At 34.2% G+C, this 17014-nt stretch carries 14 protein-coding genes and 1 pseudogene; 13 read left to right on the forward strand and 2 right to left on the reverse strand.

The annotated features are described in order from the left end of the window. Nucleotides 1–439: 439 nt before the first annotated feature. Both cbiM and C7954_RS03480 read left to right on the forward strand, forming a co-directional pair. The gene (gene cbiM / locus C7954_RS03475) at nucleotides 440–1051 is read left to right on the forward strand and encodes a cobalt transporter CbiM (protein ID WP_134058714.1); all 612 of its coding nucleotides are present in this window, start codon (nucleotides 440–442) and stop codon (nucleotides 1049–1051) included. Further along, complete coding sequence (locus C7954_RS03480) at nucleotides 1044–1610, forward strand: hypothetical protein (RefSeq protein WP_134058718.1); 567 nt, start codon at nucleotides 1044–1046, stop codon at nucleotides 1608–1610. Before cbiM ends, C7954_RS03480 begins: the two co-directional genes overlap by 8 nt. 158 nt (nucleotides 1611–1768) lie before the next feature. Here the strand turns inward: C7954_RS03480 and C7954_RS03485 are convergent, their stop codons facing one another. After that, on the reverse strand, nucleotides 1769–2542 hold the full coding sequence (locus C7954_RS03485; protein WP_073160506.1) for a DUF1670 domain-containing protein: 774 nt from the start codon (nucleotides 2540–2542) through the stop codon (nucleotides 1769–1771). Then, nucleotides 2539–3360: a DUF1670 domain-containing protein gene (locus C7954_RS03490; protein WP_134058721.1), complete on the reverse strand. Its 822-nt coding sequence runs from the start codon at nucleotides 3358–3360 to the stop codon at nucleotides 2539–2541. Before C7954_RS03490 ends, C7954_RS03485 begins: the two co-directional genes overlap by 4 nt. A 70-nt stretch (nucleotides 3361–3430) precedes the next feature. Between C7954_RS03490 and cbiQ the strand changes: the two genes are divergently transcribed. The 11 genes and pseudogenes from cbiQ (at nucleotide 3431) to C7954_RS03545 (ending at nucleotide 16998) form a co-directional block, all read left to right on the forward strand. Continuing rightward, nucleotides 3431–4102, forward strand: a complete 672-nt coding sequence (gene cbiQ, locus C7954_RS03495) for a cobalt ECF transporter T component CbiQ (RefSeq protein ID WP_134058724.1) — start codon at nucleotides 3431–3433, stop codon at nucleotides 4100–4102. 2 nt (nucleotides 4103–4104) lie between these two features. Further along, entirely contained in the window at nucleotides 4105–4725 is a 621-nt protein-coding gene (locus C7954_RS03500) for an energy-coupling factor ABC transporter ATP-binding protein (protein WP_073158805.1), read from the forward strand. A 171-nt stretch (nucleotides 4726–4896) separates the two neighbouring features. Beyond that, on the forward strand, nucleotides 4897–5016 hold the full coding sequence (locus C7954_RS14230) for an adenosylcobinamide-GDP ribazoletransferase (RefSeq protein ID WP_476729747.1): 120 nt from the start codon (nucleotides 4897–4899) through the stop codon (nucleotides 5014–5016). A gap of 43 nt (nucleotides 5017–5059) precedes the next feature. Continuing rightward, a complete protein-coding gene (gene hemC / locus C7954_RS03510; protein WP_166667669.1) occupies nucleotides 5060–5992 on the forward strand; it encodes a hydroxymethylbilane synthase in 933 nt (310 codons plus the stop codon). Nucleotides 5993–6068: 76 nt separating this feature from the next. Next, nucleotides 6069–7655 (forward strand): uroporphyrinogen-III C-methyltransferase, encoded by a 1587-nt coding sequence (gene cobA, locus C7954_RS03515; RefSeq protein WP_089655326.1) that lies wholly within the window; start codon nucleotides 6069–6071, stop codon nucleotides 7653–7655. A gap of 34 nt (nucleotides 7656–7689) precedes the next feature. After that, the gene (hemB, locus tag C7954_RS03520) at nucleotides 7690–8661 is read left to right on the forward strand and encodes a porphobilinogen synthase (protein WP_073158811.1); all 972 of its coding nucleotides are present in this window, start codon (nucleotides 7690–7692) and stop codon (nucleotides 8659–8661) included. 367 nt (nucleotides 8662–9028) lie between these two features. Next, nucleotides 9029–10330: a glutamate-1-semialdehyde 2,1-aminomutase gene (gene hemL, locus C7954_RS03525; RefSeq protein WP_134058727.1), complete on the forward strand. Its 1302-nt coding sequence runs from the start codon at nucleotides 9029–9031 to the stop codon at nucleotides 10328–10330. Next, complete coding sequence (locus tag C7954_RS03530) at nucleotides 10330–10815, forward strand: sirohydrochlorin chelatase (protein ID WP_134058730.1); 486 nt, start codon at nucleotides 10330–10332, stop codon at nucleotides 10813–10815. The genes hemL and C7954_RS03530 overlap by 1 nt, the downstream gene beginning before the upstream one ends. 329 nt (nucleotides 10816–11144) lie before the next feature. Then, nucleotides 11145–13658, forward strand: coding sequence for a HAMP domain-containing methyl-accepting chemotaxis protein (locus C7954_RS03535; protein ID WP_134058733.1), 2514 nt, complete (start codon nucleotides 11145–11147; stop codon nucleotides 13656–13658). Between the two features lie 133 nt (nucleotides 13659–13791). Then, nucleotides 13792–13893, forward strand: a pseudogene (locus C7954_RS03540) (hypothetical protein); the annotation flags it as partial. A gap of 231 nt (nucleotides 13894–14124) precedes the next feature. After that, a complete protein-coding gene (locus C7954_RS03545) occupies nucleotides 14125–16998 on the forward strand; it encodes a PAS domain S-box protein (RefSeq protein WP_134058736.1) in 2874 nt (957 codons plus the stop codon). The last annotated feature ends 16 nt before the right edge of the window (nucleotides 16999–17014 follow it).

Raw genomic sequence — 17014 nt, forward strand, 5'->3', positions numbered from 1 at the left:
GAATCCTCCGAGACTAGATATTAGCTTTTTTAAAGTCTGCTGGAAATTTAAATTAACCAGCTTTATCAAGCGCTTCAGCATCAATTTAATCAGATTTAGCACTGTGATGATTTTTTTTTGGTTAGAGCAGGCGTGACTTCTTTAACAGTATAGCCCTGATCTAAGAGCCATGAGCAAGAGAATGACCAAGCTCCTGGGTATCTTCCAGTCCAAAGATGATTTTCTTATCAGGTTGAGATTCAACTGCAGGGACTTGGAGAATATAAGGGTGTTCAGCAGTGTTATTCAAATAAAATCACTGAATCAATTAAAAGTTAAAAGATAGCTAAATTTAATTTACACAATTTATTATACAATACTGAGTAAAAAAACAATTTATATTTAAATAGTGATATATTTCAATATCACTAAGTATATATATTATAAGAGGAGGGTGACTATGCATATTTCGGAAGGTGTTTTGTCTGCGCCAGTTTTAATCAGTGGAGCTGTGCTTACAGCAGCTGGAGTGGCAGTTGGATTAAAAAAGATGAAGGACCAGGATATACCCAGAACAGCATTAATATCGGCAGCTTTATTTGTAGCTTCCTTAATTCATTTGCCGCTGGGGCCGACAAGTGTTCATTTAATCTTAAATGGTACAGCCGGGATAATACTCGGCTGGCAGATTTTCCCGGCAATTTTAATTTCTTTATTTTTACAGAGTATTTTATTTCAATTTGGAGGAATTACCACTCTGGGTATTAATACATTTAATATAGCTTTTCCTGGAATTGCAGCTTATTATCTATTCGCTTTTGCCAGGATAAATAGTAATCTTCGGCTAGGTATTCTTTCTTTTATCAGTGGTGGTTTTGCAGTTTTTTTAACTTCTATTCTGGTTGCTTTTTCTCTTGCTTTTACAGATCAATCTTTTTTAGAAATTGCAAAACTGTCGGTTGTCTCATATTTACCAGTTATAATTATTGAAGGAATAATAACTGTATTTGTAGTTTTTTCAATCAAAAAAATAAATATAAATATTTTAGGGGGAATCAAAGAAGATGTTTAATAAATTAAATCTATCAATTTTGTTACTTTTGTTGTTAGCTGTTTTGTTATTTTTAACCTCTGCAGTTCTGGCTCACGGAGTTCATTTAGATGCCTATGTAGAGGGAAACAAAATTATTGCTGAAGCTTCTTTTTCAGATGGAGCAGCTATAAAAAATTCTGAGATTAATATTTATGATGAGCACGGTTATCTTTTAAACACCTATCAGACTGATGAAAATGGAATAGTAGAGTTTAAAATACCTGTACTGGAAGATCTGAAATTAGTTTTAAACGATAATCTGGGTCATCAGGATCAATATATTGTAAAAAGATCTAAACTTCCAGCTGAGTTCCAAAGTTCAAATTCTGAATCAAAAATGGAAGCAGTAAATGATGTTAGTGAAGAACAATTACGAATAATAGTTAGTGAAGAGCTGGATAAAAAACTGGCCCCTATTAATCATGATTTAGATCAGTTGTCTAATAGTGGTCCAGGAATGACGGAGATAATTGGTGGAATAGGTTATATATTTGGACTAATGGGTCTTTATTTTTATTTTAAAAAGAGAGAAAATTAATAATGCTGGAAGAAAAATTAGCGGCTGGTTCCAGCTGGATTCACAAACTTGATCCCCGGGCCAAATTAGTGGTTGGATTATTTTTTTCTTTTCTAATTACATTTAGGACAAATGTCCGGTCCTATTCTTCCTGATTCTTAGTATTTCAAATTAATCAATTATTTATCGTTATCAGAATCAAAATATTCAGGATGATATTTTTCTATAAGCTTCCTGTATTGTTTGATAACAGAAGCTCCTCTTCCTGTCATATGTTTGATCTGGGTTGTGCTTATACCGCGCCTGATAAGGAATTTAACGCGTTCATAGTCTTTGATATATCTATCTACAGCATTTAATGAATGATTTGTTTTTCTGGCTATATCAGGTGGCTGAACCTTTTGCTCATAAAGCTCTATTATCGCTTTTTTATGAGTGGTTCCACGACCCATATCCAGTATATAACCTTTAAGAGGTAACACATCATCATGACTATTATGGTATTCACCAATACGCTTTGAAATAGTTGCTGTAGAACGGTTCATTATTGCTGCTAGTTCTTCAACAGTTAGCATAGCACCCTGTTTTTTAGCTGCTTTAGTCAGCCTGGCAATACGGATCATATCATGTTCTGTTTTGGATACATTCTGTCTTTTTAATTCTATATCTTCCTCGGTAACATAGGGAAGTTCAATAACTTCCTGTTTATATTCTTCACGTTTTTGCCCCAGTTTTGGTTTGTTATTCTGGTCGGAAGTACTAATCCAGCTTAAACTTCCAAACTGATTGGTCTTTTTACGAGGATGATATTTATACTCTAATTCAACTATATCGTTGGCTATTAATTCCAGTATTTTATGGCTGCCAAGTAATTTATATTCACTCTCTAAAAGCTCAATGATAGCCTGCCTGAAAGTCTTTTTATCCAGGTTAGCAAAAGGGTCCTGTCTCATTTTATGACCCCCTTTTTTGCCTCAGTTTTTACTGAAGCTTTTTTCTCAGCTATGTTGACTATATCAGCAATACGCTCTTTATGTTCAGAGCTATTATATTTAAAATACAGTTCGGTATATTCTTTAACCAGTCTTTCTGAGATACCAACTATATGAGCTGTTTCTTTAATTGAAAGCTTATTCTTTATTGCCAGCAATACACGACCAAAATCATTGATATATCTTTTAATTGCCCCAGGAGAATGCCTGGTTTTTCGCTGTATTTCAGAGTAGGTGTTATATTCCAGATACAGTTCAATTATCTTTGTTTTATGGGACACTCCAGGTCCAATATCCTGATATGTACCTCTGGTAGGGACAGAAAAGCCCTTACCTTTAAGCTTTTTTATATCACGTCTGATGGTTCTGGGGGATACCTCCAGTATATCAGCCAGATCCTCCTGGGTTAAAAGACCACCCTGTTCCAGTGATTCTTCTGCCATTCTTAGAATTTTAACTCTTCTGAGAGCTGATTTATTCTCTATTCTAAAGAGTGTTTTATCCTCTTTGGTTATTGATTTAGTCAGGGTTACCTGAACCTTTGGTAAATCTTCTAGAACTGGACCGTGTTTTGCTTTCTTAGAGATTACAGTCTTAACTATTTTATCTTTACTTTCATGATATGATGGATCATAATGTTTAAGTTGGTAAACTTCATTAGCAGCTTCTACAATTGCTTTTGCTTCACGCGGTGAATATTCAAATAGTTCTTTAAGAATGTATTCAAATTGACTATCTAAAGTTTTAACTTTTACACGATCAAGTTCAGTTTTAGGCATTTGTTGTTCCCCCTTAACTATATCTTATATCAAACTCTTTTGTTAGTCGAACTTGATTAGGGGCGGACAAATGTCCTTATTTGCTTTATCAAATGAATTAAAGACTTTGAGCCTGTTTTTTGCTTTAGCAGTGATTTTAATAATTTCAATTGAAATTGATTTTAAATATCTCTTAAAAAGACTCCTGCTGTTTAATTTATTTATTTGTTTAATCTGGATTTTTATTCCGTTTACTTTTCCTGGCAAAGAAATTTTGACTGTCTGGCAGTTTTCGGTTTCCAGAGAAGGGCTTTTCTATGCTTTGAAAATCACTTTAAGTTCAAACAGTATTATCTTATTAGTGATTTCATTGTTATCTACTTCTCCAGTTCTGGATTTAATCCATGCAATGAGCAGGCTCCGGATTCCGCCAAAACTAATTTATTTATTATTTTTTGTTTATAGATATTTATATGTAATAAAAAAGGAATTTAATACAATACATCAGGCTATGCTACTTAGAGGATTTAAGGCAAAAACTAATCTGCATACCTATAGATCATATGCTTATTTGATTGCAATGTTATTGATAAAAAGCTACGAAAGATCCAAAAAAGTTTATCAGGCAATGATCTGCAGGGGTTTTAAAGGAGATTTTGTAATGATAGATCATTTTAAATTCAAACAAAAGGACTATCTGTTTATAATAGTTTCATCTCTGTTTTTAATATTTTTATTAGCTATTGAAAAGGGATTGATTTAATAATGATAAAATTAGAAAATATTTATTTTGAATATGAAAACGGAAATAAAGTTTTAGAGGCTTTTGATTTTGAAATTAAAGCTGGAGAAAGAATTGCCCTAAAAGGTTCAAATGGTGCCGGAAAAACTACTGTTTTTAAGCTGATAATGGGTTTAATTAAAGCTCAAAAAGGTAAACTACATATTTTTGGAAAGGAAAGAAAAAAAGAAAAAGATTTTTTAGAAGTAAGGGAAAGAGTTGGGTATTTATTTCAGGATTCAGATAATCAATTATTTTGTCCAACAGTAGAAGAAGATATTGCCTTTGGTCCGATTAATCTTGGTAAGAGCCGCAGTCAGGCAAAAAAAATTGTTGAAGAAAAATTGAAGCTGGTTGAAATGGAAGGTTTTGAAAAAAAAGCAAGTTATAATCTTTCTCAGGGGCAGAAGAAAATAATTGCCTTTGCTTCAGTGCTGGCAATGGAACCAGAACTGCTTTTGTTAGATGAGCCTTTTGCCAGTCTTGATAAAGAATCAGCAGCAAGAATGGTTTATATTTTAAAGAAAATCTCTCAGCCCTTTGTTTTAGTTTCTCATAATGATAAACTTTCGCAAAAAGTAATAGATAAATCATATTCAATTTGAAGGGAGCTGTTATAAGTGTCAGCAGCAAAAAAATTATATATAATTGAGAGCAGAGTCAGCAGGAGCGGAAATTAAATATTTTAAATTAAGAAGCTAGGCTATTTTAATTCGGAATTGTGGCAGTTATCAGGGACTGCTGCTGGCGTGATTATTATCCTGGGTGAATACTTTTTGTCATTTATTTTTGCCGGTAGAGATCAAGCTAAAACTATAAAGATTATGCATGATTCTAATTCTGGAATTTTTGCACTGGGAACTTTAATTTTGCAATTAAGCACCTTTCTGTTATAAAATTAAGAAAATAGAAGTAAATTAAGGAACAGGGATGATTAAATTGAAGAAAAATTATATTATAGGAACTCGCAGCAGTAATCTGGCCTTAAAACAGTGTCAGCTAGTAAAAGAAAAGCTGCAGAACAAATTTCCGGAAGTAGAATTTGAGATTAAAGAAATTTCGACAGCCGGTGATCGCGAAAGAGATAAAAAGTTTTCTGAAATAAATGGAGAAGGTATTTTTGTGAGAGAAATAGAGCTAGCACTGCTGGCTGGAGAAATTGATCTGGCAGTCCACAGTTTTAAGGATTTACCGACAGAGCTGCCCGAAGATTTAGAGGTGGCAGCTGTTATTGATCGGGCCAACCGACATGATGTTCTTGCCGGGGCAGAAAAGAAGCTGGCGGAACTACCCGAAGGAGCAAGACTGGGAACAGGTAGTCTGCGCCGCAAATCACAGCTTTTAGCTTACCGTTCTGATTTAGAGATTGTTCCGATCAGAGGAAATATAGAAACAAGATTAAAAAAGATTAAAACTCAAAATTTGGATGGTGTTATTTTAGCTGCGGCCGGACTGGAGCGGTTGGGACTTCAAGATCAGATTACAGAATATTTATCAACTGAGATCTGTCTTCCCGCTGCCCGACAGGGAGCAGTGGCAGTAGAAATCAGAAAAGAAAGTACTGAGCTTAAAAAGATTCTAAAAGAGGCTGAAGCACAAACTACAGCTCTGGAAGTCTGGGCAGAACATGCTTTTTTAAAAGAAATGAAAGCTGGTTGTCATGCACCTCTGGCAGCAGAGGCTGTAATTGAAGACCAAAAATTAACTTTAACAGCTGCCGCTGGAGAACTTGACGGCAGCAGAATAATTAGAAGAAAAGTCAGTACAAATGATTTAAACTTAAATTCTGTTCAAAAGCTGGGACGAAAGTTGGCCCGGGAAATTAAAGCAGCCGGGGGAGCAGAAATCTTAGCCAGTCTGCAAAATAATTAATTTTAAACTGAAAGAGAAGAATATTGTGGAATATCAATTAAAAGAATTATAAGGATAGATAAAAGGGGCATAAAAAATGGAAGCAAAGGTGTATTTAACTGGAGCAGGTCCTGGTGATCCGGATCTTTTAACATTAAAAGCTAAAAAAGCAATCGAAAAAGCAGATGTTGTGTTATATGACAGACTGGCAAATGATCGTTTTTTGGAATATGCCGGTAGTGAGGCTGAAAAAATTTATGTTGGCAAAAAAGCAGAGGACCATCATTATACCCAGAGTGAAATTGAAACTCTGATGGTCGAAAAAGTTGAAGCAGGAAAAACGGTTTGCCGTCTGAAAGGAGGCGATCCCTTTATTTATGGGCGCGGAGGTGAAGAAGCTTTAAAATTAAAAGAGGCCGGGATTGATTTTGAAATAATCCCCGGGATCAGTTCTTCTCTGGCAGTTCCGCTTTATGCAGGAATTCCGCTGACTCAGAGACATCTGGCTTCTTCTTTTGCTGTGATTACCGGACATGAGGCGGCTGATAAAGAAGAGAGTACAATTAAAATTGAAAAAATTGCAGCAGCTGTGGATACTCTGGTAGTCTTGATGGGAGTCGGTAAACTGCCTCAGATTGTAGAAAGAGTTTTAGAGGCAGGTAAAAATCCAGACACACCCGCTGCTCTCGTTCGCTGGGGAACTCGCTCCCATCAGGAGACTTTAACCGGGACTCTGGCTAATATTGTAGAGAAAGTTGAGGCTGCAGATTTTAAGCCGCCGGCAGTGATTGTAATAGGTAAGGTTGTTAATTTAAGAGAAAAGTTAGGCTGGTTTGAAAATAAAAAACTGCTCGGGAAAAATATTCTAGTCACCCGTCCCCGGAAACAGGCATCTTCTTTTGTAAATCTGATAGAGGCCGAAGCCGGTAATGCGGTTTTAGCACCTACAATCAGGATCAAGGAAGCTCAAAATATTAAACCTCTGCAAAAAGCCGTTAAAAATTTAGCTGAATATACTCATATAATATTTACTTCAGTTAATGGGGTTAAATATTTTATGGAGGCTCTGGAAAGTCAGCAGCTCGATTTAAGAGCTCTGGCCGGAATCAAAGTTATAACAATTGGTTCTAAAACGGCAGCTGAATTAAAGCAGAATGGCATTAGAGCAGATTTTATACCAGCTGATTATTCAACAGCTGGAATTTTGGAATATTTAAAGAAGCTTGAAAGCGAGAATAAAATTAATCTCAGTCAGGCCTCATTTTTACTGCCGCGGGCTGATATTGCACCACAGCTGCTGGAAAAAGAACTTAAAAAGCTGGGGGCGAAAGTCAATAATGTTGAGGCCTACAGAACAGAGCCAGTAAAATTGGAAGCAGAAATGTTGGAGCTGCTTCTAAATGATGAACTTGATTTATTAACTTTTACCAGTTCTTCGACTGTTGAAAATTTTATCAGCGGGGTAGAGAAATTAATTGAGAATCAAAATCAAATTTTAGAGTTTGAAACAGCAGAAAAGATTAGTGATCAGCAGCTCTGGCGGCAGCTAAAAGAAATTCCGATCGCCTGTATTGGACCGGTGACAGCTGATAAAGCCGGTGATTATGGTCTTAATGTTAAAATATCGGCTGCAGAATATACGCTCGAAGGCTTATTTACTGCTATTTTAAAATATTATTCTTAAAATAAATAAAGTTAATTTAAGGGGGAAGTTTTAAATGAATTTAATAAATAGACCACGGAGACTGCGCAGTTCTCAAAGTATTAGAGATTTAGTTCGAGAGACAAATTTATCTGCTGCAGATTTTGTTAAGCCCTTATTTGTAGTTAAGGGGGAGAATATTAGAGAAGAAATTTCTTCAATGCCTGATAATTATCATTTATCCCTAGATCAGCTGCTAAAAGAAGTTGAGGAACTGATAGATCTGGGGATCAGAGCTGTTATACTTTTTGGACTGCCTGAATACAAAGATGCAGAAGGTTCCAGTGCCTGGCAGCAGGATGGAATAGTACAGCAGGCTGTACGCAGTCTAAAAAACAACTTTCCAGAACTTCTGGTAATCACTGACCTCTGTTTATGCCAGTATACGGATCACGGCCACTGCGGTATTTTAGAAGGAGGTAAGGTCAAAAATGATGCTACTTTAAGCAGGCTGGCAAAAATCGCAATATCTCATGCAGAAGCAGGAGCAGATATGATTGCTCCTTCGGATATGATGGATGGTCGAGTAGCTAAAATAAGGCAGGCTTTAGATCAGAATGGATTTACAGAAGTAGGAATCATGGCTTATTCTGCCAAATATCATTCCGCTTTTTATGGACCTTTTCGTGATGCAGCACATTCGGCTCCAGCTGAGGGTGACCGCAGCAGCTACCAGATGGATCCTGCTAATTCCGACGAAGCCTTAAAAGAAATGAAACTGGATATTGAAGAGGGTGCAGATATTATTATGGTTAAACCTGCACTATCTTATTTAGATATTATTCAGAAAGCTAGCCTTAACTTTAACCTGCCAATTGCAGCCTATAATGTAAGTGGAGAATATGCAGTGGTTAAAGCAGCAGCAGAAAAGGGCTGGATTGATGAGAAAAGTGTTGCTTTAGAAATTTTAATATCAATTAAGAGAGCAGGTGCAGATATTATCATTACATACTGGGCTGATAGTGCTGCTCGCTGGTTAAATGATTAACTTAAAATTGTAAAATAATAAGATGGGATAATTTTAAAATTCCACTGCCTTTTAATGAAATAAATATCAGAGTCAATGATTTTTTTGAGGTAAAAAAGAGGACAGGAAAGAAGACTTTAAAAGCGGAAAGAACAAAATGTCCTTCGGACAATCTATAATATAGTAAGGTTAAATTTTGTTGATAGCGGAAATTATGAAACTATAAATATTATTCACAACAAACCATCAGGTATAATTTCCTAGCTAATAAAAAAAGTGATGCAGAGATAGTTAAAATTTAAGTAAAGTCTAAGCAAAAATAGAGTTGGAAATTAGTAAGCTAAATTTTTATATTTTCAAGAAAGTAATCAGCTAAGGAGTGATTTTTATGGGAGATCAGAGAAAAAAATCAGCAAAAGCTTTTAAGAAAGCTGAAAAGGTAATTCCGGGTGGAGTTAACAGTCCAGCCAGGGCTTTTTCGGCTGTGGAAATGGATCCAATTTTTATCGAAAAAGGTGAGGGTGCTTATCTTTATGATATCGACGGTAATCAGTACTTAGATTATGTTAATTCCTGGGGGCCAATGATTTTAGGTTACAATCCTCCTCAGGTAATTAAAAAGTTAAAAGAGCAGCTTAAAAAGGGAACCAGTTTTGGTGCACCAACTGAAATTGAAACGGAAATTGCGGAACTAATAGTGGGTTTTTATCCGGCAGTCGACAAAGTACGGATGGTCAATTCGGGAACTGAAGCTACCATGAGTGCGATCAGGCTGGCCCGGGGTTATACAGGCAGAGATAAGATTATCAAACTCGAAGGCTGTTATCACGGCCATGGAGATAGTCTGCTGGTTGATGCAGGGTCTGGTGCTGCTACTCTGGGTATCAAAGGCAGCCCGGGTGTGACTGAAAATACTGCTAAAGAAACTATAGTAGTTCCTTATAACAATCAGCAGGCTGTAGAAAAGGTTTTTACGGAATATGGTTCTGAGATTGCAGGTATTATTTTAGAACCGGTAACTGGAAATATGGGAGTTATTGGTCCTGAGCCAGGTTATATAGATTTTTTAAGAAAAATAACCCGTAAAAATGGTGCCCTTTTAATTTTTGATGAGGTAATGACAGGTTTTCGTCTGGCCCGGGGTGGTGCTCAGGAACTTTATAAGATTGAGCCTGATTTAAGTACTTTTGGTAAAATTATTGGGGGAGGAATGCCAGTTGGTGCCTATGCTGGTCGAAGAGAAATTATGGATTATGTTGCCCCAGTTGGCCCCGTTTATCAGGCAGGAACTTTATCGGGTAATCCAATGGCCATGCAGGCAGGGCTGGCTACTTTAAAAGAATTAAAGAATAAAAAGATTTATACTCAGCTGGAAGCAAAGGCAGAAAAACTGGAAAAAGGATTTAAAAAGAATATTGAAGAGCTTGAATTTCCAGCCTATTTTAATCGAGTTGGATCAATGTTTACTCTATTTTTTACTGCCAAAAAAGTAAAAAATTATCAGGATGTCAAAAGCTGTGATCAAAAACTTTTTGCAGCTTATTTTAGAAATATGATAGAGGCCGGAATTTATTTACCGCCTTCTCAGTTTGAAGCTAACTTTATTTCTCTGGCTTTGAGTGAAGAAAATTTGGATCAAACAATTGCTGTCAATTATCAGGTCTTAAAAAAATTAAAGGCGGAATTATAATGGACAGCCAAAAAGTATTAGTTGTAGTCAGTCATGGAAGTAAGTGCCAGGAAAGCAAGCAGGAGTTTAAAAATTTTATTCAGAAGTTAAATGAAATTAATTCTGAAAATAAAAAGAGAAAAGAGTTTGAATCGTTATCAGGAATGACGGATCAGGTTGGAAAATCTGATTCAAGAGGGAGCTATGTATTAATTAGAGGGGCCTGTCTGGAATTTGCTTCTCCGCAGCTGGAAACAGTAATTGAGGATTTAGTTAAGAAGGGATATGAGCAGTTTAATATTTTTCCTCTTTTTATTTTTGCAGGCTACCATGTGCGAGAGGATATACCCCAGCGGCTGGAAAAGTTGAAAGCTGAGTTTGAGCAGCTGCAGTATAATGTTTTACCACATCCGGCTGCTGCTGATGATTTTGCACCTTATATCTTAAACAATGTTTTAAATAATAAAGTAAAAATAAATCCGCTCAATTATTTTGATCGGATTTAAAGGCTTTAGGAATTCTTTCTTATTTTCTATCATAAATGGACAGCATTAGCATTTTGCGGTGTCAATAACGTTACCTTTGCTATACATGAATCACAGAGTATAACAGTGGGATACTGAGATAATTAATCTCATTCTCTCCGGTAGAAACGGGTATAGAAATGGCCAGTGCCATAAAACTATTATCCTTAAGATAACTGCTGTTGTTGCGTCTGACATGATCAAATAAACTCTAAAAAATTTTTTAGTAAAGACAGCACGGTATTTATTTAAAATTTTTTTATTTAGTTTTCTTATAAAGTAGTGTTTAAATCATCCAAGGGGGTAAATTAATGTTTAAAGCATTTAGGAATCTGAATTTAGGTATCAAAATTGGTGGGGGATTTACATTACTGTTAATTATTGCAGCTGTAATGGCTTTTATGGGCTACAGTGGTCTAAATAATGTGGATCATGATGCAACAATTGCAATGGATGCAGTTGGTTTTGCAGAAACTGCTTTAGAAATGAGGCAGAATGAAAAAGATTTTATGCTGAGAGAAGAACAAATCTATATTGATAATATTAATTCTTTAGCTGAAAAGATGAATGAGCAGGCAGAAGAAACTAAAGCCCTGATGAATGAGCAGGGGGACAAAGATAGAGTTACTCAGATGCAGACACTTGCAGGTGAATATAGTAATGCTGCAAATAATTATGCAGATTCACTTTTTCAGCAGAATGAGTTAAGAAGCAAATTTATAAATACTGAAGAAGATCTGAACATTCATATTAATACCATACTTACAAATCAGGAGGAAGAATATGAACAGGCTCTTGAAGAATTAACGAAAATTGAGGAAGAAATAGTATCTGAATTTGCAGAAAATTATTTACCTACTTTTAATTACTTATTAAATGCTGATCGGGATTTTCAGCAGTCCAAAGTTGCCCTAATGAAAGCTGTTAATGAAAATAACAGGGGAGAGATAGAACAGTTAAAAGGTGTTTTTGATGAAAATATTGCTCAAACAGCAGAACGCTTTGAAAAATATGAGAATACAGATACAATTTTTGCAGAAGAAATAGAAATTAGAGAAAACTTTTATACAGGATTTCAAACATATAAAACTAAGACCTCCCAAATTTGGGATAATATATCTGGTGGTAATTATAACAATCTTGATTCTCTTTTAGAACAGGAAAACCAGATATTTGGAGAAGTCAGAGAAAAGCTGGATAAGATACAACAAAAATATATGGATGCTTCGAATTCATTACAGCAAGAAACAGATACTAATATAGAAACAACTTTAAATAAGGTTAACCAAAAATATTCAACTAGAAAGCTGGCTAATGATTTAAAAGCAAATATTAATGAAATTGGGATTCAGGAAAGAAACTATATAATTAATCTCGCAAATGCTGAAATGCAGAGTCAATATGCAGATAGCACTTTAGCAGCTTTTGAAACAGCCAAAAGCACAGCTGCTGAATTAAGAGATTCCTTTAACGAAGCACAGGACATTGAAGCAGCAGAAAACATTATAGCTCAATTAGAAAATACAGAGCAGGTATTTAGGGAAATACATAATGTTGAGCTTGTCAAAGATGAAAACAAAGCATTGCTGGAAGAAAAGGCAGAAGAATTTATTGTTCAGGCTAACTCCTTAAAGGATCTTCATGTAGAAGAGATGCATGAAGCCCAGTCAACAGCCATTAGAAATCTGATTATCGCTTTAGTTATTGCTGTATTAATTGGTATAATTTTAGCCTTCTTCATTACAAGAAGCATAACTAAACCTGTTAACTTAGGTGTTGCTTTTGCCAAAGAAATAGCAGATGGTAATCTTGCTGCAGAAAAAATTGATGTTGATAGTAATGATGAAATAGGAACTTTAGCAAAGGCTCTAAATACAATGCAGGACCAGTTAAGAAATGTGATTACAAATGTATCTAATATAGCTGAAAATTTATCTGCCTCAAGTGAAGAACTTTCTGCTTCGGGAGAAGAAGTTGCTGTAGCTGCCCAGCAGGTGGGAGAATCTATTCAGCAGGTAGCATCTGGAGCAGAAGAACAGTCAGCTCAGGTTGAAGAAACAAACAGTAAGATTAATGAACTGATTGAGCAGATAAATGATGTAGAGAAAATGTCAACGGAGATGGATGAACAGGCTGATAATGTTATGAATAACATAAATGAAGGGAATCAATCAGTAGATAATTCAGTCGAACAAATCGAAAATGTAAAAGGAAATACTAAGGATGTTGCAAATACTATCAACAACTTAGGAGATTTATCAAATAAGATTGGAGAAATAGTAGAGTTGATTAATGATATAGCAGCTCAGACTAATCTTTTAGCCTTAAACGCGGCAATAGAAGCAGCCAGAGCAGGAGAAGCAGGCAGAGGATTTTCTGTAGTCGCAGATGAAATAAGACAGCTGGCAGAAGAGTCAGAAGAGGCAACAACTCAAATTGGTGGTCTGGTAAAAGAAATCCAGGGTGGAGTTGGAGATGCTGTTAATAAAATGAATAATACAGAGGAAGTAGTTGACGGCAGTGTAAGTGCTATAAAAAATACAGGGAATACCTTTGAAAAGATAAATAGTGCTGCTTTGAGACTGAGCGAGTTAATAGAAAATATTAGCCAGCAGTCTGAGAGAGTAAATGTTAATAGTAGAGAAGTTGAAGCAACTGTGCAGGAGATTGCAAGGGTAAGTGAAGAAGCTGCCAGTAACTCAGAAGAGGTAGCTGCAGCCAGTGAGGAACAATCTGCATCAACAGAAGAAATTGTTTCTGCTGCTGAAAACTTGGCAGATATGGCCAATAATCTAACAGAAGCGGTAAATAAATTCAAACTATAATAATCACAAATTATTCTTAAAAAGGGTTAATACAAAAACAATTTGTATTAGCCCCTCTTTTTCCTATAAGTTAAACCTGCAGGCAATATGGAGGTAATTAAATGAATAAAAAAATAACTTAGATTTAGAAAATCTTGATAAGATAATGAATTTAGTTGGAGAATTATTAATCAGCAAATCAAGACTTGAAACCTTAGAAGCTTTTAAGGATGAAGGTAAAGAGGATGATAATTAATACCGTCGAAAATATAACTTTAAGATTTATGGTAGATCAAATGCAGGGCATATTAACACTAGCAGTTGAAGATATTAAAAGAGAAAATAAGAAAATAAAATGAAATTAGTTCGGAATTTATAAAAGGGATTTTAACACTTAACGAGAAATTAGTAATAGTAATCAATACGGAAAAATTATTTAATGTCTAAATTAACAGACCAGGATTGAATTATAAAAGGAGAATTTTAAGTGAGTAAAAAAGATTATAACAAAAAAATCCCAGTAAAAATGCAGGATAAATGGCAGAACATTGTCGATATACTTGTTAAAACAGCAGGCAGTTCAGATGCTTTGATAACACGGTTTGATCCTCCTTTTCTTGATGTTTTTAAGGCAAGTGATAATCTTGAGAATATCTTTGAAGAAGGAATGAGATCTAGATTATCAGGTCATTATTGTGAGGCTGTTATTAAAAATGAGAAGAAAGTAATGATTGTCAATGCTCTAGAAAACAGCAAGTGGAAAGATTCAATTGATGCTCAGGCTGGACTAAATGCATATTTAGGCTACCCTTTAAAATGGCCTGATGATAAAATCTTTGGTACACTCTGTATTCACGACAAAAAGACCCATCATTTTTCTAAAAACACTCAGGAAATTATGCTGCAGTTTAAAGAACTAATAGAATCTCACCTTGAAATAATTAATAAAAATATTGAAATAAAAAGAGATAATGAAATAATAAAAAGGAAAAGCGATAAATATGATAATTTAGTTAATAAAGCACCAATAGGTATTTTTGAAACAACTTCTAACGGGAAAATAATTTCTATTAATGAAAGCATGGCAGAGATTCTGGGATTTTCCAGTATAGATGAGACTTTAAAACATTATAATGACTTAAAAAAAGATCTTTATTTAAATCAAAAACGAAGAGAAGAATTTATCATGGAATTAAATGAAAATGATGAAGTCAAAAACTTTGAATATCAGGCGATAGGAAAAAATGAAGTTCATAAATGGATTAGTATGAATGCTATAAAAAGCAGAACAAAAGAAGATGGGACTTATGTAATTGAAGGTTTTGTTTTTGATGTTACAGAAAGAAAAGATAAAGAAGAAAAGATTAGAGAACAAAAAGAAGAATTAGCTGCTGCTTTTGAACAGCTAACAGCCTATAATGAAGAAGTTATGGCTATGAATGAGGAATTAGAACAGTCCTTTGAAGAAATAAATTCACTCAACCAGAGATTTGTTAAAATGATTGAACTTGTATCTAATATGACAGATGAGGGCTTATTAACTGAAAAAGATTTTTTGGGAGAACTTTTGAATAATGCTATAAAAATTATACCTGAAGCTGATTATGGTAGTGTTTATATATACGAAAAAGGAAAGGTTAATTTTATAAATACTATTGGTTATGAACTCTCCAGTCTTAAAGATATCAATATACCAGAAGAAGCATTTTTCAATAAAAATGATAATATTGAGATTATAAATTTTAGCGAAGTAAAAAGAAGAAATAAAAAATTTATGGACCAAAAGAATTATAATAAATTGAAAAAATTAAGCTATAAAATGAAAGAAATATTATATATGGATTTAGAAATTTCAGGTCAGAAAAAAGCAGGCTTAAGTCTGGATATTAGCGAAAAGAGCAGCAAAAATTTTACTAATAATTCTCTTAGTGTTTTTAAAGCGTTTCATAATATTGCTTTAAGTTTTTACACAATAAAAGAATATACCAATCTACAAAATTCATTTACCAGGGAACTTATAACTTCGATTATTAAGATAATGGAAATGTATGATCTCTACACCAAAGGTCATTCCGAAAATGTAGCAAAAATAGCTGCAGCTATAGCTAAAGAAATGAACTTGCCTGAAACAACAATTAGAAACACCTACTGGGCAGGATTAGTTCATGATATAGGCAAATTGCTTATCCCGCTCGATATTATAAATAAAAAAGGAAAATTAACTGATAAAGAGTATGAACTGATCAAAAAACATCCTGTCTGGGGAAGTAAAGCCTTGAGTAGTTCTGAAACATTAAAACCGATTGCAAAATATTTACTGTATCATCATGAAAGATGGGACGGTAGAGGCTATCCTGAAGGGCTAAAAGAAGAAGAAATTCCTGTTATTTCTCAAATATTAGGAGTGGCAGATGCGTGGGATGCTATGTTATCTAAAAGGGCATATCGTAATTCTTTAAGTTTTGAAAAAGCAGTGGCAGAAATTAAAAGTAATAAAGGAAGCCAGTTTTCACCTCAGGTGGCAGATACCTTTATCAGGATTATCGAAGATGATAAAATTGACCAGCTTAAATTAGATATTTTAGATGATGAAATTAGCGATTCTAAAATAGAAAATCAAATTTTAAAAAGAAATGAAGATTATAAAGAATTATTTCAAAAAACAGAAGAGGGTATAGTAATTGTGGATGAAGACTTTCATATTATTAAAGTTAATGATTATTTCATTGAAATGTTTGGCTATGATGAGCAAAAAATAATAGGAGAAAATATCAAAAAAATAGTTCCAATAGATAGAACTAGAGAAACTGATAATTATATTTATAAATTATCTCAGGGAGAAAATGTAAATTCAAGGACAATTAGAGAGAAAGCAAATGGTGAACTAATTGATGTTTCAATTCAGGCTTTTCCTGTTTCTTTAGAAGAAGAAAATATGGGTTATTATATTATCTACAGAGATATTACTGAACTTAAGGAAACAAAAAGCAAATATAAAAATATTAAAGATAGATATAAAGCACTCTTTGAAAATGATTACACAGTTATGTTAATTATTGACCCTGATAATGGTAAGATAGTTGATGCTAATCCTGCAGCCGTAAATTTTTATGGCTGGAGTAAAGAAGAATTGACATCAATGAAAATATCAGATATAAATGTCTTAAATAAAGAAGAGGTAAAAAAAGAAATGGAAGAGGCAAGGGAGAAAAGCAAAAACTATTTTAATTTTAAGCATCGAACAGTTAATGAAGAAGCTAAGGATGTAGAGGTTTATAGTCAGCCAATACCTTTTGCAGAAAAAGAATATTTATATTTGATTATACATGAAAAAAAAATAAAAATATTTGAGGGTGAGTGATCATATGTTAAATATG

Origin of the sequence: Halanaerobium congolense (assembly GCF_004366375.1) — a bacterium.
GTDB lineage: Bacteria > Bacillota > Halanaerobiia > Halanaerobiales > Halanaerobiaceae > Halanaerobium > Halanaerobium congolense.

Excerpts from the sequence above, each read along its gene's own strand:
- cbiM (WP_134058714.1), top strand. The coding sequence starts at position 440 with ATGCATATTTCGGAAGGTGTTTTGTCTGCGCCAGTTTTAATCAGTGGA.
- C7954_RS03480 (WP_134058718.1), top strand. The coding sequence starts at position 1,044 with ATGTTTAATAAATTAAATCTATCAATTTTGTTACTTTTGTTGTTAGCT.
- C7954_RS03485 (WP_073160506.1), bottom strand. The coding sequence starts at position 2,542 with ATGAGACAGGACCCTTTTGCTAACCTGGATAAAAAGACTTTCAGGCAG.
- C7954_RS03490 (WP_134058721.1), bottom strand. The coding sequence starts at position 3,360 with ATGCCTAAAACTGAACTTGATCGTGTAAAAGTTAAAACTTTAGATAGT.
- cbiQ (WP_134058724.1), top strand. The coding sequence starts at position 3,431 with ATGTCCTTATTTGCTTTATCAAATGAATTAAAGACTTTGAGCCTGTTT.
- C7954_RS03500 (WP_073158805.1), top strand. The coding sequence starts at position 4,105 with ATGATAAAATTAGAAAATATTTATTTTGAATATGAAAACGGAAATAAA.
- cobA (WP_089655326.1), top strand. The coding sequence starts at position 6,069 with ATGGAAGCAAAGGTGTATTTAACTGGAGCAGGTCCTGGTGATCCGGAT.
- hemB (WP_073158811.1), top strand. The coding sequence starts at position 7,690 with ATGAATTTAATAAATAGACCACGGAGACTGCGCAGTTCTCAAAGTATT.
- hemL (WP_134058727.1), top strand. The coding sequence starts at position 9,029 with ATGGGAGATCAGAGAAAAAAATCAGCAAAAGCTTTTAAGAAAGCTGAA.
- C7954_RS03530 (WP_134058730.1), top strand. The coding sequence starts at position 10,330 with ATGGACAGCCAAAAAGTATTAGTTGTAGTCAGTCATGGAAGTAAGTGC.
- C7954_RS03535 (WP_134058733.1), top strand. The coding sequence starts at position 11,145 with ATGTTTAAAGCATTTAGGAATCTGAATTTAGGTATCAAAATTGGTGGG.